The sequence below is a fragment of the Mycetocola tolaasinivorans genome, assembly GCF_003667565.1.
GTDB classification, from domain to species: Bacteria; Actinomycetota; Actinomycetes; order Actinomycetales; family Microbacteriaceae; genus Mycetocola; species Mycetocola tolaasinivorans.
Genome location: NZ_RCUX01000001.1, coordinates 1 through 22,677, shown reverse-complemented (window position 1 = coordinate 22,677; position 22,677 = coordinate 1). Strand labels below are relative to the sequence as shown.

Below are 22,677 nucleotides of genomic sequence, written 5' to 3'. Positions count from 1 at the left end.
GCTGCTCCTCTTATGTAGTACGCCCTCGTCTACGTCGCGGGTGGCCCCTTCGGGTGCGCTCCGCGGCGTGGAGAAGGGACCAGGCGCGGGGAATGCTGATCACGGCGATACCGTGTATACCTGGTATTCATTTCGACGTTAGCAGCGAGCGCGCCTCAGAATCACCCGCCGCACCGCCGGTCTATCAGCTGAGCGTACCCCCAAAACGCGGCACGGGCGGGTGTATTCGCAAGAATGCACCCGCCCGTGGCGGAATAGCGTGTGTTGTCCGGCTGCTGGCCGGTACGCCCGACTACTTCCCGGCGTCGACCACCAGGGGCACGATCATCGGACGGCGACGCAGCGAGGTCGCAACCCAGCGACCGGTCGTGCGACGCACGATCTGGCTGAGCGCGTGGGTGTCGCGGGTGCCGTTGGACAGCGCATCGTTCAGCGCCTGAACCAGCTTCGGGCGCACCTTGTCGAAGACGCGGGCGTCCTCGGCAAAACCGCGGGCGGAGATCTGCGGACCGGAAAGGATCTTTCCGTTCTTCAGGTCCACGGCCACGACGATGGAGATAAAGCCCTCCTCGCCGAGCACGCGGCGATCGTGCAGGTCGTCCTCGGTGATCTCACCGACGGTCTTGCCGTCCACATAGACGAACTTCAGGTCAAGCTGGCCAACAACCTTCGCGACGCCGTCGCGGAGGTCAACAACAGTGCCATCCTCACCGAGGATGGTGTTCTGCTCGGGCACACCGGTCTGGTTTGCCAGCTTGCCGTTGGCAAACAGGTGGCGGTGCTCACCGTGAACCGGCAGCACGTTCTTCGGCTTCAGGATGTTGTAGCAGTACAGCAGCTCGCCGGCCGAGGCGTGACCCGAGACGTGCACGCGGGCGTTGCCCTTGTGAACGACGTTGGCACCGAGCTTGGTGAGGCCGTCGATGATGCGGTAGACGGCGTTCTCGTTACCCGGGATCAGGCTCGAGGCCAGGATCACGGTGTCGCCCTCGCGCGGCTCAACCTGGTGGTCGCGGTTGACCATGCGGCTGAGAACGGCCATCGGCTCACCCTGCGAACCGGTGGACATGAAGACGATCTTGTTGTCCGGTACGCCGGCGGTCTTCTTGAAATCGATCAGCACGCCGTCCGGCACCTTCAGGTAACCGAGCTCGGCGGCGATGGTCATGTTGCGCACCATCGAGCGACCCAGCAGCGCGACGCGACGGCCGTTCTGGTGGGCGGCATCCAGTACCTGCTGGACGCGGTGCACGTGGCTCGAGAACGAGGCCACCACAACCTTGCCCGGGGTCTTCGCCATGACTGAGGAGAGCACCGGACCGATCTCGCGCTCGGGCGAGGTGAAGCCGGGAACCTCGGCGTTGGTGGAGTCGGGCAGGAACAGATCGACGCCCTCCTCGCCCAGGCGGGCAAAGGCGCGCAGGTCGGTGATGCGGCCGTCGAGCGGCAGCTGGTCCATCTTGAAATCACCGGTCACGAGGACGTTGCCGGCCACGGTACGGATGAAGACGGCCAGGGCGTCCGGGATCGAGTGGTTCACCGCGACGAACTCGAGGCCGAACGGGCCGAGCTTCTCGGTCTCGCCCTCCTTGACGGTCAGGGTGTAGGGCTTGATCCGGTGTTCCTTGAGCTTCGCCTCAACGAGGGCGAGGGTCAGGCCGGAACCGATCAGCGGGATGTCCTGACGCAGACGCAGCAGGTAGGGCACGGCACCGATGTGGTCCTCGTGACCGTGGGTCAGCACGACGCCCACGACGTCCTGCAGGCGGTCCTTGATGGGGCCGAAATCGGGCAGGATGACGTCGACACCGGGCTGGTGCTCCTCGGGGAAGAGCACGCCACAGTCAACGATCAGCAGCTTGCCGTCGATCTCGAAGGTGGTCATGTTGCGACCGACCTCACCGAGTCCACCGATCGGGGTGACGCGCAGGGTCCCCTTCTTGAGCTTCGGCGGGGTGTAGGCGGTTACGGGCATACGCCCTCCTTATCGGGATGCGGTGAAGTTCCGCATCCATATTTATTGTGTTGTGCGGTGTAGGCCAGCCGCGCGAAGCCGGAGCTATCGCGTGGTGCCGTGCACCTTGGGGAGTGCGCCACCGGCCGCAGCGTTGCGGTCGGGGCGGAAGTTGCTCAGGTCAACACCGGGAATGGTGCCCACCAGAGCGAGGTCGTCTTCGATCTTGGCGGCCTCGAAGTCTTCGGGACCAACCAGGGGCAGGCGAACGCGCGCGCTGTCGATGCGCCCGAGACCCTGCAGGATGTACTTGGCGGCCACGGTGCCGGGCACGTGCGTCATGACGGCACGAACGAGCGGCTCGAGGCTCTTGTGTGCGGCGGTGGCGGCCGCGAGGTCGCCGGCGTTGACGGCGTCAACGATCTGGCGGTAGGGGGTGGCCGCGATGTTGGCGGTCACGCCGATGAGGCCCGAGGCACCGATCGAGAGGTGCGGCAGGGCGTTGGCGTCATCGCCCGAGAAGTAGAGCAGATCGGTCTGGTTGAGGACCCGGCTCACCTCGGAGAAGTCGCCCTTGGCATCCTTCACGGCGAGGATGTTGGGGTGCTTGGCGGCACGCAGGATGGTGTCGTAGGTGATCTGGATGCCGGTGCGGCCCGGGATGTCATACAGGATGACCGGGAGGTCGGTGGCGTCGGCGATCATCCGGAAGTGGGTGAGCACTCCGGCCTGAGTGGGCTTGTTGTAGTACGGGGTCACGATCATGACGCCGTCGGCTCCGGCCTTTTCGCTGGCCTTGTAGAGCTCGATCGCGTGGGCGGTCTCGTTGGAGCCACCGCCGGTGATGATCTTCGCGCGGCCGTTCGATACCGAGCGTGCAACCTCGACCAGGCGCAGCTTCTCGGCGTCGGTCAGGGTGGAGGTCTCCCCCGTGGTGCCGGTCACGACGATGCCGTCGGCACCGGCGCTGATCACGTCATCGATGTGCTTCTCGACGCCGGGCCAATCCACCTCACCGTCAGCGGTGAACGGGGTGACGAGCGCGACGAGGACCTGACCGAAGGGGTTTTCAACGTTAGACACCACTCCAGAGTACCGGCAAGTGGGCACGATGCGCACCATTCGAGCTGTGAAAACGCGTGGCCGGGCGCGCCCGCGGCACCGCGATCGCCGCCACGGCGGAGGGGCCGAGCGCTAGTGGGCGGAAACGCAGATGCTCGTCATCCCGAGCGTCACGTGGTCGTAGCGGTGCTGAGCGCTGAGGGTCTGGCCGATCCCGGCGCTCGAGCGCACGCCGGTGAGGTTGTCCATCCGCGCCACCGCAAGGTTGTGTCCGGCGGCGTTCCACACCTGCCCGACCCGCACCAGTGCGTAGGCGTTCGCCTCGACGTCATCGGCGCCCGCACTCAGGGCGTCGGAACCCCAGGCATAGCTCACACCGGTACCGCCGGCACACGCCACGGTTTGGATATCCGGGGTGGGATTGGCCTGCGGATCGATCGCGTGCGCGCTGTCGTCCACGAGGGCGGTAAACCGGGCCAGGAGATCCGGCTGGCTGATGCCGCGAATGAGCGTGCCATCCGGTACCGCCGCCGACTCGTAGTGCACCTCGTTCCGGGGAATCGATTCCTCCTCGGTCAGCACGCTCGAGCGCGAGCCACGCATGACGTCCGCGGGATCCAGGGTCGGGGCGGCATTCGGCACCGCGTTGTAGAGATCGGGCGTGTTTGAGGCATCGGGGGCGGCGGTAGCGGGGGCAAAAGCGGCGGGCGCGGCCGAGGGCACCGGGGATTCCCCGCGGAAGCTCATCGGCACGACGATCAGGGCCAGCAGCGTCGAGATCACCAGGAACACCGCGGTACCGGCGGTACGCCGTGCCAACAGGGCCAGCAGGGCGGCGGCCAGGGCAATCAGCACCAGCACGCGTACCGCGGTCATATCCGCGAGGGGTTCGGCGGTATTGACCACCGCGGAGAGATCCCAGCCGAGCGGATCGCGATTGGCCACGCGCTGGATTCCGACCCAGCCGAGGGTGCCCGCGACCAGCGAGATCAGGATGAGGCTGCCGGCGATCCGGGTGCGGAACGCGAGCCCGGGAACGTCGCCGCGACGGTCCCGCCCGGCGAGGGCACCGGCCCAGGCAAACAGCCCCACAAACAGGAACGGCGCAAACGCATACCCGGGTGTCAGCAGCAGGAACGCGTAGAACGACCACGGGGCCGCGAGGCCGGTGCACAGCAGCGCAAGCACGAGCAGTGCCACGACCACCAGGATCGTGCGACCCATGATGCGCCGCACCGCGGTATCGGGCAGGCGGATGGCCCGGCGGTAGGCGAGGCCCACGAGCACCCAGATCACCGCGGCAAACACGAGCGAGGCGATCGCGCGACGGCTCGGGGTGCCGGCCATGACCGTAGTGACCACCGGCAGAACGAGATAGGGGCTGGCGACGGCGAGGCCGAGTGCCAGCGTGGTGAGCGGCACGAGCGGCGTATACTGCCCGCGACGACGCTCGACGCTGCGCGCGCCCCAGACGCTGATGATGGCACCGAGAACGGTGGCGGGGATGAGCACGATGGTGTTCGAGGCGTCATCCGGGAACGGTGCCAGCGTTTCGGGGAAGAGGGCGTCGACGCCGAGCAGCGCACCGGCCAGCACGACCGCGGCAAACGCGGCGATCGCGGCGGCGCGCAGCGCAACCTCGCGATCGAACCGGGCGAGCTCACGGGAGTCTGGCACGTGGCCGGGCTGGCCCGATCCGGTCTCCCCGGGGGTCGCGCGAGAGGCGTAACCGGGGGCGGAAATCTCGAGCATGCGCCTAGCCTAATCCTCGCGCCTGGATACCAGCCGGGACATTCCCGTGCGACACCGGAACAGCGTGTGGGCGGCGGGGTGCGCTCGCGCGCCCCGCCGAAACGCCACACCCCGGGGCGCTACTCGCCCCCGAATGCCCCGCGATAGGCGGCGGCCGGGTGGGTGGCGGGAAGCTGGCTGCCCCGTCCGGGGAACAGCCGCTCGCGCAGCGTGTGTTCGGTGTACTCGGTGCGGTAGCGCCCGCGCTTCTGTAGCTCGGGCACGAGCATCTCGACCACGTCGGTGAAGGTGCCGGGCGAGAGGTACTGCACGAGGTTGAAGCCGTCTACGCCGGTGGCCTCGGCGATCTCCTCGACCCGGTCGGCCACCTGCTCCACCGTGCCGGAGACGAAGAACTCGTCCCCGCGCGGATCGGTCAGCTTGTCGATCACGAACTGCGCGCCGTTCGCCTTCGCGTCGCGGGTGTGCGCCGCCTCGGAAGACTCAATGTGTCCGCGTCCGCGGAACTCCAGCGTCTCGTTCTTGCCGACCGCGGAGAAGTCGATTCCGGTGCCGCCCCCGATGTGCACCAGATAGCCATGCACGTCGCGCAGCGCCAGCACCTCCTCGGTCTTGCGCTTCGCCTCAGCCTCGGTTTCGCCGATCACGATGTTGATCGAGGCGAGGGCGCGGATCGCATCGCGGCCGCGGCCCACCTGCTCGGTCAGGTCGCGCAGATCGGCGACGTTTTTGGCAACCTCGGCCAGCGTGCGGGAGGAGACAAACACACCCTCGGCGTTGTTGGCCGCGAAGAGCTTGCCCGCGCCGGAGGAACCGGCCTGATAGATCACCGGGGTGCCCTGCGGGCTCGGCTCGGAGAGGTGCGGGCCATCCACGGTGAAGTACTTGCCGACGTGCCCGATCTCGTGCACCTTTCGCGGGTCGGTGTAGATTGCGCGCTCGCGGTCACGCACCACCGCATCGCGATCCCAGGAGCCCTCCCACAGCTTGTACGAGACCTCGAGGAACTCCTCGGCCACCTCATAGCGCACGTCGTGGGTGACCTGCTCGCTCAGGCCGAAGTTTTTGGCGGCATCGGGCAGGTAGCCGGTCACGACGTTCCAGGCGATCCGGCCCTTGGTGAGGTGATCCAGGGTCGAGAGGCGTCGGGCGTTTGCGAAGGGCGACTCATAGGTGGTCGCGAAGGTCACGGCGAACCCCAGATCCTTCGTGACGGCGGCCATGGCCGGCACGATCAGGAAGGGATCGTTGTTGGGGATCTGAATACCGCGCTCGACCGCGGCGTCGCGGCTTCCGCGATACACGCTGTAGGTGCCCACCACGTCGGCGAGGAACATTGCGTCGAAGAGCCCGCGCTCCAGCAGCTGCGCGGTCTCGACCCAGTACTCGATGTCCGTGTATTCGTGACGACGGTTTTCCGGATGCACCCACAGTCCGTGATTGATGTGGCTCACGGTGTTCATCTCGAAGGCGTTGAAGTGCAGCAGCTGGGACATACGTGTGGTTCCTGACGGAGAGGGGGAGGTGCACTCACTCTGTGCGTCGCACCAGCCTACGCGTCTCAGGCCTTCCCCGAAAACACCACCGGAAAAACACCACACCCCCGGTGAACCGGGGGTGTGGTGTGTGAAGCGGTGCGGGCTACGGGGCCACGCGGCCGTTCTTGTTGAACGCCTCATAGGTGAGCGGCATGAGCTCGGCGAAGAAGTTCTCCATCTGCTCGGCACACATCTCGATCTCGCGCTGCGGGAACGACGGGAAGTGCGTACCCTCGCGCTTGGTCCGAAGGCTGAGGAAGTTCATCAGCGAACGGGCGTTGACGGTCACGTACATCGAGGAGTAGAGGTTCAGCGGCAGCACGATTCGCGCTACCTCGCGTGCCACACCGGCCTCCAGCATGCGCTGGTAGGACTCGTAGGCGGCGACCGACTGGGCCTCGGCCTCGGCCTGAACCAGCGCGGTCTGCTCGGCGGTGCCGGGCAGGAAGTTGTAGGCGCCGGGCTTACCCTCCTGCACCAGGTTGCGCTTCTCGTTGGGCACGTAGAAGGTGGGGTTCAGCTGACGGTAGCGACCCGATTCCTCGTTGTAGCTGGCCATGCGGTGACGCATGAACTCGCGGAACACGAAGATCGGTGCCTGCACGTAGAAGGTCATCGAGTTGTGCTCGAACGGGGAACCGTGGCGGTCACGCATGAGGTAGTTGATGAGTCCGCGGTCGCGGCTCGTGGCCTCGTCACCGCTCTGGGCGGATTCGAGGGTCTGCTCGCCCTGGGTGGACACCCGGGCGGCAAACAGGACATCGGCGTCACTGGCGTTTGAACGAACCAGTTCCACCGTCATTTCGCTGCGGAATTCGATCTCTGACACGCCCCCAGCCTATCGTGTGGGTGGCGAGAGTGAGTCGAGGTTGGCCGGAGTTCACTCACGGAATGTCCCCCACTTCGGGAAGTTTGATGCGAATGGACGCGACCGGGGCGACCGTGTCTCGGGCGCGGCGAAGTGACGGGCAAAATTCATTCGGAATCGTCCCGGAAAAACGCCCGGAGAGAGGTGCGCCCGCTCCCGGAACGGGTTAGGCTCGGCGTACACGAGGCCTTCCGGGCGCAGCGTCCGGCGGCCATTCAACGCTACCTGTGGAGGACACCATGGCAATTACCAGCGAAGCAACCACCGTCTGGACCGGGTCCCTGTTTGAGGGCTCGGGCACCGTCAACCTGGACTCGTCCTCCGCGGCGAACCTCCCGGTCAACTGGAAGGCCCGCTCCGAGGGTTCGGACCGCGTCACCACCCCCGAGGAGCTCATCGGTGCGGCGCACTCGTCCTGCTACTCGATGGCGTTCTCGAACATGCTGACCGAGGCCGGTTTCACCCCCGAGCGCCTGCACGTCACCGCCGCCGTCACCTTCGTTCCCGGCACCGGCATCACCGGTAGCCACCTGCTGGTCAACGCCAGCGTTCCGGGTATCTCGGCCGAGGACTTCGACCGCATCGCGAACGAGGCAAAGGCCGGCTGCCCGGTTTCGGCCGCGCTTGCGGGCATCGAGATCACCCTCGAGGCGAGCCTGGCCTAGCCGGAACGCGGGGCGGAATCATGCACATCCTGTTGGCCGGCGCTTCCGGCCTGATTGGTTCCGCCCTGCAGTCGCGCCTGCGCGCGGCCGGGCACGAGCTCCGGGTGCTGGTGCGGCGTGAGCCTACGGCCGAGCACGAGGTGCGCTGGGATCCGGACGCCCACTTCGTCCCGGGCGACGCCCTGAACGGCATCGAGGCCGTGATCAACCTGGGCGGCGCGAGCATCGGCAAGCTTCCCTGGACGGCGCGGTACCGCGAACAGCTGCTGACCTCGCGGCTGTCCGGAACGCAGACGCTCGTGCGGGCGATCCGCACGTCCGCTGCTCCCCCGCGCATCCTGATCAACGCCTCGGCCTCGGGCTTCTACGGCTCGCGCCCCGGCGAGACCCTCGATGAGTCCAGTCCCACCGGCGCGGGTTTTCTTGCCGGGCTCACGGTGCGCTGGGAGGCCGCGGCCCTCGAGGCCGCCGATCGCTGCACCGTGGTGCTCGCGCGCACCGGGATCGTGCTCGATCCGGCCGGGGCGATCGGCCCGATGCTGACGCTCACAAAGCTGGGTCTTGGCGGCCCGCTCGGCTCGGGCAAAAACGTCTGGCCCTGGGTCTCCCTCGACGACGAGGTGCGCGCGCTGGAACACCTGCTGACCTCGACCCTGACCGGGCCGGTCAACATCGTGGGTCCCGAGCCCGCGACCGCCGGTGAGGTCGGTCGCGCCCTCGCCGAAACGCTGGGCCGCCCCTACTGGCTCCCGGCCCCGGCCTTCGCACTCCGGCTCGTGCTGCAGGACGCCGCAGAGGATCTCCTGCTGGTTGACCAGCACATCCGCCCCTCGGTGCTCCTCAGCGAGGGTTTCGAGTTCACCCATCCCACCGCTGAGGGTGCGCTGCGCGCCGCGCTCGAGCCCCGCTAGGGACAGTTTTCCCTGATTGCCGATGGGCCGTACCTCCTGTAGCGTCGGTGCTCACACCCCGGAGCCGTCCCTGTGGTTTCTCTCACCGAGGAACCGATCACACGACCGGGGTTTTGCCGTGTCTCCGCAGGTCAGACAACGAGTCTGGCAACCTGCGGAGCGCTTGGAAGCACCTAGTCGGTCAGGATGCCGAGCTCGAGGGCGAGGGTGACCGCGCGGGTACGGTCGCCGACACCGAGCTTGTCAAAGACGCGCACCAGGTGGGTTTTGACCGTGGCCTCGGTGACGTGCAGTGCACGCGCGATCTGCCCGTTCGTGCGACCCTGGGCGACAAGGGCGAGCACCTCGCGCTCGCGCGGGGTCAGGGTGGGGCCGGCCGGTACGGCCGGTGCCCGCATGCGAGACACCAGCGCGGCCGCGATCTCCGGCGCCAGCACGGTTTTGCCCGCGGCCACCGCGCGCACCCCGGCGATGATCTCCTCCTCCGGGGCGGCCTTCAGCAGATAGCCCGCGGCACCCGCCTCGATCGCGTCGAGGATCGCATCATCGCTCTCATAGGTGGTGAGGATCAGCACCCGGGTGTCCGGACACAGCGCGAGAATCTCCGCGGTCGCCGCAACACCGTCGCCGCCGGGCATGCGGAGGTCCATCAGCACGACGTCCACCGGGATCGCCCGTACCCGGGCGACCGCCTCGGGGCCGCTCGATGCCGTACCCACCACCACGATGCCGTCGGCGTCCTCGAGGGTGGCCGAGATACCCGCACGGACGATCGGGTGATCGTCCACCACGAAGACGCGCAGCTCGATCGGGGTTGAGGTCGGGGCGGCGGGGGTCATGCGTGGTCCTCGGTTGTGTCGGATGCTCGTGGTTTCGGAATGGGTGCGGCCACGCTCGCGAGTGGCAGGTCGACGCTCAGCAGCGCTCCCCCACCGGGATCGGCCGCGAGGGCAACGGCACCGCCCACACCGGCGAGACGCTCGGCCAGACCGGCCAGGCCGAACTGTCCGCCCACCACCGCGATCGATGCGCCCGGCCCGCGACCGTTATCGGCGAGGGTGAGCCGGATACCCGCGTCGGTCCGCGCGGTTTCGATTCGCACGGCGTTGGCCCCCGAGTGCTTCCGCACGTTCGCGAGGCCCTCCTGCACGCAGCGCAGCAGGATGACCTCCTCGGCACGGGTGAGGACGGTGGCCTGGTCGAGCCCGAGACGCAGATCGACGGAGATTCCGGTTTCTCGAGAGAAGCGCGTGCAAAACCGTTCGAGGGTTTCGGCCAGGGTCGACTCCTCCAGAGACGAGGCCATCGCGACCATCGCCCGGGTTTCGGCGAGCGCCTCGGCTGCGCTGGACTCGATCAGGCGCACGGTATCCACGAGTTTCGGTGACCCGCTCTCGGCCTGCCGCAGCGCGCTGCGCGAGAGCATCACCACGCCGGTGAGGGTTTGCGCCACGGTGTCGTGGAGGTCGCGGGAGAGGCGTCCGCGCTCATGCATCGCCCCGGCATCCCGGTTGAGTGCGGCGATCTCCTCCTGTCGCAGCTGGAGTTCGGCGTACAGGCGCGCGTTTTCGGAACCCACCCGGGCGATGCCGGATATCCAGAGCCCCATCGCGAGGTTGAACGCGTAGGAAACCAGGCCGATGGCGATGGCGCTGCTGATCCAGTCCGGGTTGGCGGCCCCCAGGATCGAGGTGGTGGTCATCGCGATGGCCGCCAGTGCAGAGACAATCACGGGGCGGCGCAGGCCCCGGCTGCCCTGCCAGATCAGCGGGTAGATGATCACCTGGGCGGTGAACATGTTGGGGCTCGACAGCGTGAGCAGCGCGCCGATCACGACGACGGCGAGTACGCCCCAGCCCTCGGATTCGGTGCCCAGCCGGGGACGTGCCCAGATGAGATAGTACGCGAGGAGAGCCGCCAGGCCGACGGCAAGCAGGACTCCGCGCACCGCGAGGGGAATCCGGGAAATCTCGGTGTTCACGGAGGACAGCACTGCGAGCAGCGTGAGCATCACCAGGCAGACGGAGACCGCGATGTCCCATCCCCGTCTGACCGTCATGTCCCTCATTGTGACACAGCCCCTCACGCGGTACGCAGGCGCTTTCCGAAGCGGGCGATCGCGAGCAGCAGGAACAGGATCCCGAGCCCGCAGAGAATCGCGAGGAGCAGCGGCGTCGTGAGCTCGGTATTGCCGACCGTGGCGCTCACGCCGAAGTACTCCCCCAGCGAGGCCCCGGAGCCCGGCAGCGCGGCATCCAGGGTGTCGAGCGAGGCCGCGGTGAGCGGGCCGCGCACGAGGCTCGCCGCCTGGGCAAACGGCAGCGCATTCAACACGTTCGCCACCGAGGCGGGAAGGGTGCCCATCGGCACGTAGGCCCCGGCGAGGAACCCGACCGCGGTGCCCACGATGGTGGAAAGCGCGGCGAAGGCCCCGGAGGATCCGATAAACGTGGACACAAACGCGGACAGCGCCGCGAACGTCAGGCAGCACAGCACGGTGATACCCGCGGCCGCGACAAACTCCCCCGCATCCATGCCGCCACCGGTCAGGGCGAGGTATGCCTGCGCGGCAACGAGAAGCAGCAGCGAGAGGAGCGCCGCGACGATGAACGCCGCCAGCAGGTATCCCACGGTGAGGCTGCCGCGACGGGGCGGGGCCACCAGGAAATCATCGAATCGGTGGGCCACCCGGTCGTCCACGAACACGGCCATCGCGCCGAGGCTCGCGGTGAGCGAGGTGATCATGATGACGCCCGCAAACACCCAGGCGCGGATGAAACGGTCGGCATCCTCTGCGGGGGCACCCGGCAGCTGCGCGGTCACCGCGCTGGTCACCTGGGCACCCAGGAAGAACACGTAGAGGCCCACCAGGATCAGGGCGGAGAGCAGGGAGAAGAACACCCGCATGCGGTCGCGGAAGAACAGGCGGAGGTTGCGCCGGGTCAGGGTCAGAATCGTGCTCATGCTGCGTCCTTAGTGGAGGGGGTCTCGGTCACGGCGAGGAACACGTCGTCCATCGTGCCGTGCCGGAACTCGAAGTCGAGGATATCGGCGCGATACTCGGCGATCAGGTCGAGGGCGACCGCGGCGCCGGGTAGGCGCAGGTCGTAGCGGTCACCGCTGCGCGAGCCGGGCAGTGCCGCGCAGGCGCGGATGAGCGCCTCGGCGTCCGGCCGCGCGGTGATGCTCAGTCGGCTGGTGCCGAGCCGTGCCCGCAGTTCGGCGGCCGAGCCGCGCTCGACCAGGACACCCGCGGCGATGATCAGCACGTCATCGGCCATCTCGGTTTCGGCGAGGTAGTGGGTGGTCAGCAGCACGGTCATCCCGGTGTGCGCGCGCAGGGCGTGAATGGCGTCCCAGATGCGTTCACGACTCGCCGGATCAAGCCCCGCGGTGGGTTCGTCCAGGATCAAAATCTCCGGCGAGTGGATGAGCGCACGGGCGATATCGGCGCGGCGTCGCTGCCCACCGGAGAGGGTGCCGTAGCGGCGATCCAGAAACGCGGTGAGATCCACCAGGGTCGCAAGCTCGTCGATGCGCGTGCGGGTCTGGGCGGCGTCCAGCCCGTAGAGGCGGGCGCGGGTGCTCAGGTTTTCGCGCACGCTGAGCAGCGGATCGAGCACCGAGTCTTGGAACACCACCCCGAGCCGCCGCCGAATGCGCGCGGCGGCCTCGGCCCCGGCGGATACCCGATCGCCACCCACGCTGATCTCTCCCGAATCAACACCGAGCAGGGTGGTAATGCAGGCAATGGTGGTGGACTTCCCGGCGCCGTTCGATCCGAGCAGGGCCGTGAGGCTTCCCGCCTCGACATCGAAGCTCAGCCCGGACACCGCCACAGTATCTCCGTAGGACTTCCGTAACTCTCGAATCTGCAGTGCAACCGTCATGCTTCCATGGTTGCGTTCGCGAAGACCCAAAAAGAGGCCCGGATGACGGACACGGGGTCAACCGATCGGTTGACCCCGCGCCCAGGTCCCGCGCGCGGCGGGTAGTGCGTGCGCTACGGCTAGCGCGCGGCGCGCTCCAGCCGAATCGCCTCACGAATGGCGTGGCGGGCGCGGGTGCGATCGCCGGCACCGTCGTAGACGATGCCCAGGCGGAACCAGGCCACCCAGCTCTCGGGGTGGGCCTCCACGGCCTCCCGGTAGGCGGGGAAGAGCCTGTCCACGGCCTCACGATCGGGCCGGCCACTCGGGCGTACGGGCACCTCGTCCTCGGGCAGCTGGCCACGCTCCTCGAGCAGGTTTCCGAGGCGGGTGGATGCCGAGCCGAAGCGCAGTTCGCGCCACAGCGCCCACATGCCGGCGAGAATTAGCACCACGAGGGCGAGGCCGATGGCGATGGCGATGGGTTCGCCGGTACCAAACGCGATGAATGCCTTCTGCCCCACCAGAACGAGGCAGACAACGAGGAAGGCCGAAACCAGAATGGCGGGAAGGCGAGCGCGCACTAGTTGGTGCCGCCGAGACCCAGATCGATGACGTTCTCGAGGCCCACCACGAGGCCGGTCATACCCTGAACCTTTTCCAGGGCCAGCGTGATGCCGTGCTCATAGGCACCCTGATCGATGGTGTCGTGCGCGATGGTCAGGGTTTCGCCCGGACCACCAAGAATTACGCGCTGCTGGGCCACGATGCCGCGCTGACGCAGGCTGTGCACCGGGATGCCGGCGATCAGTTCCCCACGTGCCCGCTGATCCGCGTGCGGTGCCTCGACCGGGCCAAGATCCGCGCGGGCGCGGTCGATCAGCTCGGCGGTGCGCACCGCGGTTCCGCTCGGGGAATCGATCTTGGTGGACGCGTGCGACTCGATGATCTCGATCGACTCGTAGAAGCGCGAGGCCAGGATCGACAGCGCGGTACCGAGGGCCGAACCCACCGAGAAGTTGGGGATGATCAGCACGCCGCGACCGGCGGGAATCGAGCGTTCAAGCACGTCGAGACGTTCCCGTGACCAGCCCGAGGTACCCACCAGCACGTTTGCTCCGGCGGCCAGCGCGTGGGCGACGACGTCGGCACTCACCGCGGGGGTGCTCACGTCGACAACGAGGTCGGCACCGTCCATCTCGCTGAGCTCGCTCTTCGAGGTCAGCGCGGCGTGCACCTCATAGTCGGGATGAGCCTCGATCAGGCGACCAAACAGCCGCCCCATTTTTCCGCTGGCACCAACAATCGCAACCCGTGTAGTCATGCCCCTAATCTAGCAAGCCCGCCCGGTTCTCCGAGACGTACGATGGAAGCATGCAGACTTTTTTGGCCCTCCGCACCGACTCCCACGACGCAGCCGCGCTGCTCGAGGAATACTTCATCGAGCGTGCGGAGGGTTTTGAAGACGGCGACTACGTCGTCAACGCCCCCAACCCGGAAAACTTCGTCGCCCCCGTCGGTGCCTTCATCGTGCTCGTGGTGGATGGCGAGCCGGTGGGCTGCGGCGGGGTGCGCGCCCTCTCCCCCGAGCGGTTCGAGGTCAAGCACGTGTTCCTGCGTCCCGCGGCGCGCGGCGCCGGCCACGGCCGCCGCCTGCTCGAACGCCTCGAGACCGAGGCCCGCACGCTCGGTGCCACCGAGCTCGTGCTCGACACCAACGCGACCCTCGCGGCCGCCGGTGGCCTGTATCGCAGCTCGGGTTTCGCGGAGATCGCCCCCTACAACAGCAACCCGAACGCCAACCACTGGTACGGCAAGACGCTCGCCGGCTAGAGCCATCACACAGCAACAGCCTCGCCCGAGTTCTCGGGCGAGGCTGTTGCTGTAATGCGCGCTATACCGGCAGCGGGTCCGGCAGGCCGGTACGCAGCTCAACCGGCAGGTGAGCAAGGTCGTTGTGCGTGAGCAGGCTCCACGGGCGCCCGGGCTTGCGGTGAATCACCGTGAGCCCGCAGTTGGCCTGGTCGAGGGTCATCCAGCGCCAGTCCGGCGCGCCCAGGACCTCGCGCACGAACCAGGCAATCACGAAGTTGTGACTGATGATCAGATCGTGTCGCTCGCCACTCTTCGGAGCCAGGAACTCGGCAACGGCGTCGTTCATCTGCGCGGTACCGGCCTCGGTTTCGGCATCGGTGATACCGCCGAAGAACGGCTCGTAGGCGCTCGGGGTGTCCGGGGTCTTGCCGGTCGGAACGCAGTCAAACAGCAGGGCCGAGGGCTCAAGTGTGATCGAGGGCAGGCGCTCGGCGATGAGTTCCGCGGTTTCGGCCGCGCGCTGGAGCGGGGAGTGATACGCGGCGTTCAGCGGCAGGCCGCTCAGACGCTCGCCGATCAGGCGGGCCTGTCGGCGTCCGCGCGGAGAGAGCGGGCCATCCGGTAGGCCGTGTTCCGCGTCCTGCTGTTCGCCGTGCCGCACCAGGTACAGGTACTGACTCATGATCGATTTCCTTCCCCGGGCTCGCCAAAGCCATCAAATACACTCTCGTCGATTGCGCCGACGGCGGCAACCGTAAACGAGCGATCCGCGAGTTCACGCGCGAGCGTACGCACGTCCTCGGCGGTGACGGAGGCCAGCATTCCCAGGATGGTGTCCAATTCCTGGAACTCGCCGAGAATCAGGTCGGCGCGGCCCAACCGGGACATCCGGGAATCGGAGTCCTCGAGTGCCAACGCGGAAGCCCCCGAGAGCTGACCGAGGGCGCGCGACAGCTCCTCCTCGGTCACACCGTCCGTGGCCATAGCGACCAGCTCGGCGTGCATCAGATCGGCGACCTCGCGGGCGCGGGCCGGGGTGCAGGCGGCACCCATCCCGAACACCCCGGTGTCTGAAAATGCGCTGGAGAACGAGTACACCGAGTAGGCGAGCCCGCGCTTTTCGCGCACCTCCTGGAACAGGCGCGAGGACATGCCGCCGCCGAGGATTGAGTTGAGGATGCTCATGACCGGCCATCGCTCATCCCGCATCGCAATGCCGGTGCAGCCGAGCAGCAGGTGCACCTGCTCGATCGGGCGGTGCTCAACGATGAGGCTGCGGGCGGGCGTGGTGTCTACGGCCACCAGTGGGCGACGCGAAACCGGTGCGGCCTCGATGCTCTGATCCCAGCCGGCTGCGGTCAGCGCGGCCACAACCTCGGCCACCAGTTCGTCGTGGCGCACGGCGCCCGCCGCGGAGATCACGACGTCGGCGGCGCGGTAGTTGCGTGCATAGTGTTCCAGCACGGCCTCGCGGGTGCACTCCTCGATGGTCTGCGGGGTTCCGCCGATCGGACGCGCGAGCGGGTGATCGCCCAGTACCGCCTCAAACAGGAGTTCCCAGACCGCGGTGCCGGGGTCGTCTTCGCGCATGGCGAGCTCTTCGATGATGACCTGGCGCTCGCGCTCAAACTCCTCCGGGTCGATCAGCGAGGAGGCGATCATATCGGCGAGGACGGAGGTGGCCATCGAGAGGTCCTGGTCGCGCACCTTGGCGTAGTAGCAGGTGTACTCCTTCGCCGTGAGGGCGTTGTGCTCGCCACCCACGGCGTCGAACGCGATGGCGATATCCAGGGCGCTGCGTGAGGGCGTGCCCTTGAAGAGCAGGTGCTCCAGGAAGTGTGTGGACCCAAAGCCGGAGGCACCGACCGCGGAGTCGGTGGCGAGCTCGTCACGCGAACCCACCCCCACCCAAAAGCCGATCGTGGCGCTCTGTGCGGCGGGCATTTCCTCGCTGAGAATCCGAAGCCCGGTGGGCAAAACGGTGCGGCGGATCCGGGAACCGGCCGCGGTCTCGAAGTCAATACTGGGCTCGGTGAGTGGGAACTCTCTCGGGGGAATCATCGGCTCCACCCTAGGCCAGGTCGGGCGAAGAACCGAAGGTTTGTTCGGCGCGGGGCCAAATTGGCACAAACCCGGCCGGGACCGAGTCTACGAGTGCCACACCTTTTCGAGGTCGGCACGCTGGGTGCGCGTGAGCTCAATATTTGGTGCCGCCATCAGGGCATCAACCTGCTCGGGATCGTTAGCGCTGACCACGGGTGCCGTGATGCCGGGGCGCGACAGCACCCAGGCGAGCGCAACCGAGGTCGGGCTTTGCTCCTGCTCCTCCGCCACGCGATCGAGCACCTGGAGCGCACGCAGACCCTGGCGGTTCACCAGGCTTGAGACACGGGTGCCACGGGCGGAGGTGTCGAGCTGCGCGCGTGAGCGGTACTTGCCGCTCAGGAAGCCGTTTTCCAGGGTCAGGTAGGGCAATACGGCGAGGTGCTGCCCCCGCGAAACGAGTTCGAGGGAACCCTCATAGCTGCTGCGGTGCAGGAGCGAGTAGTGGGTGCCCACCGCGGCGATCCGAGGGTAGCCGGAGGCTGCGAGAATGCGCGCCTGGACCAGGCGCTCCGGGCGATATCCGGACACCGCGAGGTGCCGAATCTTTCCGGTCTCGATCAGCCACTCGGCGGTACCCAGAGCGTCTTCGAGAGGGACGCTCGGGTCGTCATCGTGAAAGTAGAGCACGTCGATGTGATCGGTCTGCAGGCGCTCCAGGCTGGCCTCCACCGCACGCACCACGCTGACCGAACCGAGGCCCGGGTTGTCCGGGTGCCGGCCCACCTTGGTCGAAACCACCATTCGGTCGCGGTTTCCGCGCCGCGACATCCACTGGCCGATGATGTGTTCACTGCGGCCCGCGGAGTAGCTGTCCGCGGTGTCAAGGAAGTTTCCCCCCTGCTCCGCATAGCGATCCAGGATCAGCTCGCAGTCCGAGGTCTGGGCGGTCCAGCCGAAAACGCTGGTGCCGAGGGCAATCGGGTGAACCCGCAGCCCGGTATCTCCCAGGTCACGACGCAAAGACGCATCGGAATGAAGTGTTTCGGGAAGCGAGACGAGCCCGGGCAGGGTCAACGGAATTGACTCAACCCTCGCTACCGACTGATTCAGCATCGGCCCTCTCCCCCTCTAGGCGACGCGGTGGCGTATTGTGCCGATAAACGGCCGCCTGACACGTAGTGTACGTCAGGTTTCACCCCGCAGATCACCCCTCGGCCCCGCGTTTCTCCGGCGATGATAACGATTTGGATACGGGCTGTGATGGGAATGGCCCTGCGGGTCAGTCCTGCGCGGGGTGCGCGACCCCACCCATCCCCTCGGCGGGGCACTCGGTGGGCAAGAGTGCCTGCACGAGCGGTTCGATCGCGACTTCGAGGGCGGCGACCTGCTCCGCAGTGAGATGGTCAAACACCTCGGATCGCACGTGCTCGACGTGACCGGGTGCAGACCGGACAATCTTCTCCCAGCCGGAGTCGGTCAGTGTCGCGATCATCGCGCGGCGATCCGCGGGAACGCGAGTGCGTTCAATCCACCCCTCCTGTTCAAGCCTGCGCGCCGCATGGGAAAGCCGAGAGAGCGATCCATTGGTAACGAAGGCCAGCGTGCTCATGGGCAGGCTGCGCCCCTCCGCCTCCGATAGCATCGCGAGCACGTGATACTCGTAGCGGGTAAGCCCGGCGTCGGCGCGGAGCTGCGCATCGATACTCGCGGGCAAGTACTCACTCACCACCTGCAGGCGCATCCACAGGGCGAGTTCCGTCTCGTTGAGCCAGCGCGGGGTTTCCATACGTCCACCCTATCCAATTTGCGTGAACCTTCAATACTTGCGAGTTCAAATAATTTTCGCTACGGTGATCACCTGCCCGTTTTCAGGGCCATTCCCCAAGGAGACCCCGTGTTTATTGCCCTGATCATTCTCAACGCCCTGCTGGCACTCGCCTTTATCGGTTCCGGCGGGATGAAGGTGGTAACCCCCATCCCGCGCCTGAGTGAGCGCGGCATGACCTTCGTCGATCGCTTCCCCACCGCGTTCACCCGCTTCATCGGCCTTGCCGAGGTCATTGGTGGTATCGGCCTGATCCTGCCCGTGGTCACCGGTGTGGCCCCCGTGCTCACCCCGATTGCCGCGCTCGGTCTGGCCGTCATCATGATCGGTGCGATCGTGATCCACGTGCGCCACAGGGAGCCCGTCATCCCCGTGGTGGTGCTCACCCTGCTGAGCCTCGCGAGCGCCGTACTCGGGTTCCTCTACATCGCTTCCTAGCCAGCTGGCACAGCGTCTGCTGGCACAGCGTCAGCGGGCACAGCGTCAGCGGGCACGGCGTCAGCGGGCACAGCCGTTCGTTCGGCCGCGACCGGTTTTCCGGTCGCGGCCGTTTCTGTGGTGAGACCCGGGCGGACCAGCTCGAGGGCTGCGGCGTCGGGCGCACTGGCTACTTCAGGACCCGCAATCATGCAGGCTTGATTGCCGGCGAGGCGGCGCGCAGATGTAAAGCCGTCGCCGGGTTTTCCCTCCGTGCCGAACAGTCCCAGCGCGGTTGGTCTCCCAGTGGTGAAAGCGAACCCATAGCTGATGCCGCTGAACCCCGCATCACCAAACACGCCCGCCCACTCTCGAGTGAGACGATAATCTGCGGTCGTGACCAGCGCGCGCACGATTTGGTAGCGCGCCGCACGTGCCGAGCTCACCGCCGCACACGAATATCTCTGTGGGGCGGTCAAACGGGACACCACAAACGACGACGCAAAAGCGGTTGAAACAACTCCAGAGAGTTGAATTTCCGAACGAACGCGCTCGCGAACGGCGGTTTCAACCAGAGTAGATACGTAGCACGTACCTCTCGGACTCGGGAGGTTGAATCTGCCGTACGGACCGCTGTCGAACCACCATGCCGAACGCGTGGTGCTGTGAGCTCGAAAAAGCGTCGACCCCGCGGGGATCCCTCGTCGTGGAAATCCCGAGTAGTCGGCGTGCGTATCCGGCGAGCCGAGAACCGCCGTCATGATGCCCAGTTCGCCGCCGTCCGCCGAGCGGCGGTGACGGTTCCGTCCACATCTCCCGAGGCCAGGCAGTCGATGTTGCGCACGAGGGTGGAACGGGCATCATTGTGGACGCGGGTGCCACGATAAGCCCGGGGCTCTGCGGGCCGCGGCGTATTCAGCCATTGAGCCCACGTCCAGCGATCATCGGTGCCAACGCTGAGTGCCTCGAGTACCGCGTTCAGCCCGCGAACGGGCTTCCCGTCGACAAACTGAAAAGCGGGAAAAACCTCAACGTCATCGGCGGTTTTCAGGCTGAGGACCCGCAGGGATGCGAATGCATCGGCGGCCGCGGCCGGGGTGAGACCCAGCTCGGTGCGCAGCGAATCGGCGGTAAAGCACGGGCCTAGGATTTTGGCCCATGGGCTCGCTGTCGAGCGTGTGGCCGGCGGTGATGAGTGAATGAGCAGGAGGTTCCTCCCTGTTTGCCTCAGTCTCTGCCTCGGGGATGTTCAGGGCAACCAGATAACGGGCACTTTCATCCGGCTAGTCCGCTCTCGCCGATTCGTGAACGCACGAGGGTGCCCCGATCCACACGGATCGGGGCACCCTCTAGAGCATCTAATTCCGCGTAGTTAGCGGTTGAGCGAGGACATATCGGGGTAGCGCTCCCCCACCGGGGCGGCCACGGCGTCGAGGGCCGCGAGCTGAGCTGCGCTCAGTTCTAGGACATCAGCGGACACGTTCTGCTCGAGGTTCGCTACCTTGCGGGTGCCGGGGATCGGGGCAATGTGCTCGCCCTGGGCCAGCAGCCAGGCGAGGGCCACCTGCCCCGGGGTCGCATCGAGTTCACGGGCGACCGCATCCACCTGCTCGACGATGCGAATGTTGGCCTCCAGGCTGTCGCCGGCAAAGCGCGGATTGAAGCGACGGAAGTCGTTTTCGTCCAGGCCGTCGAGGGTGCGAATGGTGCCGGTCAGGAACCCCCGGCCGAGCGGCGAATACGGCACAAATCCGATGCCGAGTTCGCGCACGACCGGCAGGATCTCCGCCTCGGGGTCGCGGGTCCAGAGCGAATACTCGGTCTGGACCGCGGTGATCGGGTGCACGGCGTGGGCACGGCGAATGGTGTCCGCGGCGGCCTCGGAGAGTCCGATGTGCCGGATCTTTCCCGCCGCAACCAACTCGGCCAGCGCACCCACGGTTTCCTCGATGGCCACGTTCGGGTCAACCCGGTGCAGGTAGTAGAGGTCCACGTAGTCGGTACCGAGCCGCTGGAGGGATCCGTCGATCGAGCGGTGCACGTTTTCGGGGGAACCATCAAAACGCCGCTCGCCCTCACCGGCCGGCAGAATGCCGAACTTGGTGGCGAGGGTGACCTCGTCGCGACGCCCCGCAAGGGCCTGACCGACGAGGGTTTCGTTTGTGTACGGGCCGTACATTTCGGCGGTATCGATCAGGGTGACGCCGAGGTCGAGTGCGCGGTGGATCGTGCGGATCGAGGCCGCATCGTCCTGCCCCGCGCCGGAGTAGAACGCGGACATTCCCATGCAGCCGAGGCCGAGACGGCCCACGGTCAGGGCTCCATTCGGGGTGTTTTCGCTGCCCAGTGTGGTGGTTTTCATAGGTCGGCTACCTTTCGTTCGTATTCGGCGATCTTGTAGGAGATCGCGTCGAGGCTCGCCTGAGTCTCCCTGAGCTTTTCCACCACGTGCTCCCGATGCTCCTCAAGCAGCGCGAGCCGCTCGGGGTTCGTGGCCTCACCGAGACGTGCCAACCGGGTGTACTCGGCGATCGTGGTGATCCCCATGCCGGTGGCGCGCAGCCGGGTCACAAACTGGACCCAGATCACGTCGCGCTCTCCGTAGCGTCGCCGGCCTGCCTCGTCCCGGCGAACCGGCCGCACGAAGAGGTTGGCACGCTCGTAGTATCGCAGCGTATCGATGGAGACCCCGGAGAGGTCCGCGAGGGCGGAGATCGAGAGGTCGGTGATGGTGTCGCTCATAGTCGCCACGATAGACCCTGGAGTGCACTCCAGGTCAAGCGTTTGGTCGCGATGTCGGACTCTTCCAATTACCCGGTTTTCGTTGCGCTCCCACATCGCACAGTGTGAAGATGACTTATCAATTGAGGCGGGGGAAACATGCGAGGTCGAAACTTCCTGGTGGGGACACTTGGCGTGGGCCTCCTTGCGGGTATGGCGGGGTGCGCCGCAGCATCCGAGTCACTGAGGATTCCCGATATTCAGGACCGGGGATTTCGGGCTTACGAGTATTCGAGCCTCGATGAGCTTGCCCAGCGGGCGAGTGCGATCGCCGTGGTTGAGCCCACCGGGCGCACGCACGAGGTGCCGCTGCCCGAGGGATACGGTCTGCCGGATTCCGCACCGATCGTTTTCGATATCGTCCGGGTGGTGTCGGTGGTGTCGGGCGAGCTGAGCGGCGACACCATCGAGGTTGCGACTCCGGGCATCGATGAAAACACGGGGTTTTCCGCGCTGGAAACCGGCGGCCCCTATGCGGTCTTCCTGACCCCGGCAATGTATGGCGCACAGGATCCCATCGGTGGATACGCCATTGTTGGCGGGCCTGCGGGCTTCTTCGCGGCCACCCAAAAGAACACCCGGACGCGCTTCCAGCGGGTCGACACGCAGAGCCCCGACCTCCCGAAGATCCTCGATCACACTGACCGGGCCGCGCTTCCCACCATCACCAAGACCGAAGCCGAGCTCCTGGCCGAGGGACCCTAGCCCGCACAAAACACCGCCGCCCGCCCCGAAAACGGGACGGGCGGCGGTGTTTTACCTACTGAGGATTAGTCCTCGGCCGGAGCCTCGGCTGCGGCCTCATCGGCCAGAACCGGCGACAGCGACAGCTTGCCGCGGTCGTCGATCTTGGTGATCTCAACGAGAACCTTCTGGCCCACGCCGAGCACGTCTTCGACGTTCTCCACGCGCTTGCCACCGGCGAGCTTGCGCACCTCGGAGATGTGCAGCAGGCCGTCCTTGCCGGGCAGCAGCGACACAAACGCACCGAAGGCGGCGAGCTTCACGACGGTTCCGAGGAACTGCTCACCGATCTCGGGGTTGGTGGGGTTCGCGATGGCGTTGACCTGCGCACGCGCAGCCTCGGCCGACGGACCGTCCACGGCGCCGATGTACACGGTGCCGTCCTCTTCGATCGAGATGTCCGCGCCGGTCTCGTCCTGGATCGCGTTGA

At 66.7% G+C, this 22,677-nt stretch carries 24 protein-coding genes; 5 read left to right on the top strand and 19 right to left on the bottom strand.

Annotated features, from left to right (window positions below):
* Window positions 1-292 precede the first annotated feature (292 nt).
* The 5 genes from D9V32_RS00120 to thyX form a co-directional block, all read right to left on the bottom strand.
* Entirely contained in the window at window positions 293-1,975 is a 1,683-nt protein-coding gene (locus D9V32_RS00120; RefSeq protein ID WP_121646873.1) for a ribonuclease J, read from the bottom strand.
* An 84-nt stretch (window positions 1,976-2,059) separates the two neighbouring features.
* Window positions 2,060-3,076: a 4-hydroxy-tetrahydrodipicolinate synthase gene (dapA, locus tag D9V32_RS00115; RefSeq protein WP_425461990.1), complete on the bottom strand. Its 1,017-nt coding sequence runs from the start codon at window positions 3,074-3,076 to the stop codon at window positions 2,060-2,062.
* A gap of 72 nt (window positions 3,077-3,148) precedes the next feature.
* The gene (locus tag D9V32_RS00110; protein WP_121646872.1) at window positions 3,149-4,768 is read right to left on the bottom strand and encodes a hypothetical protein; all 1,620 of its coding nucleotides are present in this window, start codon (window positions 4,766-4,768) and stop codon (window positions 3,149-3,151) included.
* Between the two features lie 119 nt (window positions 4,769-4,887).
* Window positions 4,888-6,264, bottom strand: a complete 1,377-nt coding sequence (locus tag D9V32_RS00105) for an LLM class flavin-dependent oxidoreductase (RefSeq protein WP_121646871.1) — start codon at window positions 6,262-6,264, stop codon at window positions 4,888-4,890.
* 145 nt (window positions 6,265-6,409) lie between these two features.
* Window positions 6,410-7,108, bottom strand: a complete 699-nt coding sequence (thyX, locus tag D9V32_RS00100; protein WP_220700632.1) for an FAD-dependent thymidylate synthase — start codon at window positions 7,106-7,108, stop codon at window positions 6,410-6,412.
* A 305-nt stretch (window positions 7,109-7,413) separates the two neighbouring features.
* Here thyX and D9V32_RS00095 point away from each other — a divergent pair, with 305 nt between their 5' ends.
* Entirely contained in the window at window positions 7,414-7,839 is a 426-nt protein-coding gene (locus tag D9V32_RS00095; protein ID WP_121646869.1) for an OsmC family protein, read from the top strand.
* Between the two features lie 20 nt (window positions 7,840-7,859).
* Complete coding sequence (locus D9V32_RS00090; protein ID WP_121646868.1) at window positions 7,860-8,750, top strand: TIGR01777 family oxidoreductase; 891 nt, start codon at window positions 7,860-7,862, stop codon at window positions 8,748-8,750.
* Between the two features lie 173 nt (window positions 8,751-8,923).
* Here D9V32_RS00090 and D9V32_RS00085 read toward each other — a convergent pair whose 3' ends face one another.
* The 6 genes from D9V32_RS00085 to dapB all read right to left on the bottom strand — a co-directional run bounded on the left by D9V32_RS00085 (window position 8,924) and on the right by dapB (window position 13,943).
* Window positions 8,924-9,589: a response regulator gene (locus D9V32_RS00085; protein WP_121646867.1), complete on the bottom strand. Its 666-nt coding sequence runs from the start codon at window positions 9,587-9,589 to the stop codon at window positions 8,924-8,926.
* On the bottom strand, window positions 9,586-10,809 hold the full coding sequence (locus D9V32_RS00080; protein ID WP_183086100.1) for a sensor histidine kinase: 1,224 nt from the start codon (window positions 10,807-10,809) through the stop codon (window positions 9,586-9,588). The genes D9V32_RS00085 and D9V32_RS00080 overlap by 4 nt, the downstream gene beginning before the upstream one ends.
* Window positions 10,810-10,832: 23 nt before the next feature.
* Complete coding sequence (locus tag D9V32_RS00075; protein ID WP_121646865.1) at window positions 10,833-11,714, bottom strand: ABC transporter permease; 882 nt, start codon at window positions 11,712-11,714, stop codon at window positions 10,833-10,835.
* The gene (locus D9V32_RS00070) at window positions 11,711-12,640 is read right to left on the bottom strand and encodes an ABC transporter ATP-binding protein (RefSeq protein ID WP_121646864.1); all 930 of its coding nucleotides are present in this window, start codon (window positions 12,638-12,640) and stop codon (window positions 11,711-11,713) included. Before D9V32_RS00070 ends, D9V32_RS00075 begins: the two co-directional genes overlap by 4 nt.
* 119 nt (window positions 12,641-12,759) lie before the next feature.
* Window positions 12,760-13,203: a hypothetical protein gene (locus D9V32_RS00065; RefSeq protein ID WP_121646863.1), complete on the bottom strand. Its 444-nt coding sequence runs from the start codon at window positions 13,201-13,203 to the stop codon at window positions 12,760-12,762.
* Entirely contained in the window at window positions 13,203-13,943 is a 741-nt protein-coding gene (dapB, locus tag D9V32_RS00060) for a 4-hydroxy-tetrahydrodipicolinate reductase (protein WP_121646862.1), read from the bottom strand. The genes D9V32_RS00065 and dapB overlap by 1 nt, the downstream gene beginning before the upstream one ends.
* 50 nt (window positions 13,944-13,993) lie before the next feature.
* Here dapB and D9V32_RS00055 point away from each other — a divergent pair, with 50 nt between their 5' ends.
* Window positions 13,994-14,452 carry a GNAT family N-acetyltransferase gene (locus tag D9V32_RS00055; RefSeq protein WP_121646861.1) on the top strand — a complete coding sequence of 153 codons (459 nt, stop codon included), beginning with the start codon at window positions 13,994-13,996 and terminating at the stop codon, window positions 14,450-14,452.
* Window positions 14,453-14,513: 61 nt separating this feature from the next.
* Here the strand turns inward: D9V32_RS00055 and D9V32_RS00050 are convergent, their stop codons facing one another.
* The 4 genes from D9V32_RS00050 to D9V32_RS00035 all read right to left on the bottom strand — a co-directional run bounded on the left by D9V32_RS00050 (window position 14,514) and on the right by D9V32_RS00035 (window position 18,266).
* Window positions 14,514-15,116 (bottom strand): histidine phosphatase family protein, encoded by a 603-nt coding sequence (locus tag D9V32_RS00050; protein ID WP_121646860.1) that lies wholly within the window; start codon window positions 15,114-15,116, stop codon window positions 14,514-14,516.
* Complete coding sequence (locus D9V32_RS00045) at window positions 15,113-16,495, bottom strand: M16 family metallopeptidase (RefSeq protein WP_121646859.1); 1,383 nt, start codon at window positions 16,493-16,495, stop codon at window positions 15,113-15,115. The genes D9V32_RS00050 and D9V32_RS00045 overlap by 4 nt, the downstream gene beginning before the upstream one ends.
* An 87-nt stretch (window positions 16,496-16,582) precedes the next feature.
* Window positions 16,583-17,593, bottom strand: a complete 1,011-nt coding sequence (locus D9V32_RS00040) for an aldo/keto reductase (RefSeq protein WP_121646858.1) — start codon at window positions 17,591-17,593, stop codon at window positions 16,583-16,585.
* Window positions 17,594-17,759: 166 nt separating this feature from the next.
* Window positions 17,760-18,266, bottom strand: coding sequence for a MarR family winged helix-turn-helix transcriptional regulator (locus D9V32_RS00035; protein WP_121646857.1), 507 nt, complete (start codon window positions 18,264-18,266; stop codon window positions 17,760-17,762).
* A gap of 108 nt (window positions 18,267-18,374) precedes the next feature.
* Between D9V32_RS00035 and D9V32_RS00030 the strand changes: the two genes are divergently transcribed.
* Window positions 18,375-18,743 carry a DoxX family protein gene (locus tag D9V32_RS00030; protein WP_121646856.1) on the top strand — a complete coding sequence of 123 codons (369 nt, stop codon included), beginning with the start codon at window positions 18,375-18,377 and terminating at the stop codon, window positions 18,741-18,743.
* Here the strand turns inward: D9V32_RS00030 and D9V32_RS16625 are convergent.
* From D9V32_RS16625 to D9V32_RS00015, 3 genes are all read right to left on the bottom strand, one after another.
* Window positions 18,740-19,483 (bottom strand): RES domain-containing protein, encoded by a 744-nt coding sequence (locus tag D9V32_RS16625; protein WP_121646855.1) that lies wholly within the window; start codon window positions 19,481-19,483, stop codon window positions 18,740-18,742. The two genes, D9V32_RS00030 and D9V32_RS16625, sit on opposite strands and share 4 nt — an antisense overlap.
* Window positions 19,484-20,094: 611 nt before the next feature.
* On the bottom strand, window positions 20,095-21,084 hold the full coding sequence (locus D9V32_RS00020; protein ID WP_121646854.1) for an aldo/keto reductase: 990 nt from the start codon (window positions 21,082-21,084) through the stop codon (window positions 20,095-20,097).
* Window positions 21,081-21,464 (bottom strand): MerR family transcriptional regulator, encoded by a 384-nt coding sequence (locus D9V32_RS00015; protein ID WP_121646853.1) that lies wholly within the window; start codon window positions 21,462-21,464, stop codon window positions 21,081-21,083. The genes D9V32_RS00020 and D9V32_RS00015 overlap by 4 nt, the downstream gene beginning before the upstream one ends.
* A 138-nt stretch (window positions 21,465-21,602) precedes the next feature.
* Between D9V32_RS00015 and D9V32_RS00010 the strand changes: the two genes are divergently transcribed.
* The gene (locus tag D9V32_RS00010; RefSeq protein WP_121646852.1) at window positions 21,603-22,208 is read left to right on the top strand and encodes a hypothetical protein; all 606 of its coding nucleotides are present in this window, start codon (window positions 21,603-21,605) and stop codon (window positions 22,206-22,208) included.
* 65 nt (window positions 22,209-22,273) lie between these two features.
* Here D9V32_RS00010 and D9V32_RS00005 read toward each other — a convergent pair.
* Window positions 22,274-22,677 (bottom strand): S1 RNA-binding domain-containing protein (locus D9V32_RS00005; RefSeq protein WP_121646851.1); only part of this gene is annotated, 404 nt, incomplete at its 5' end.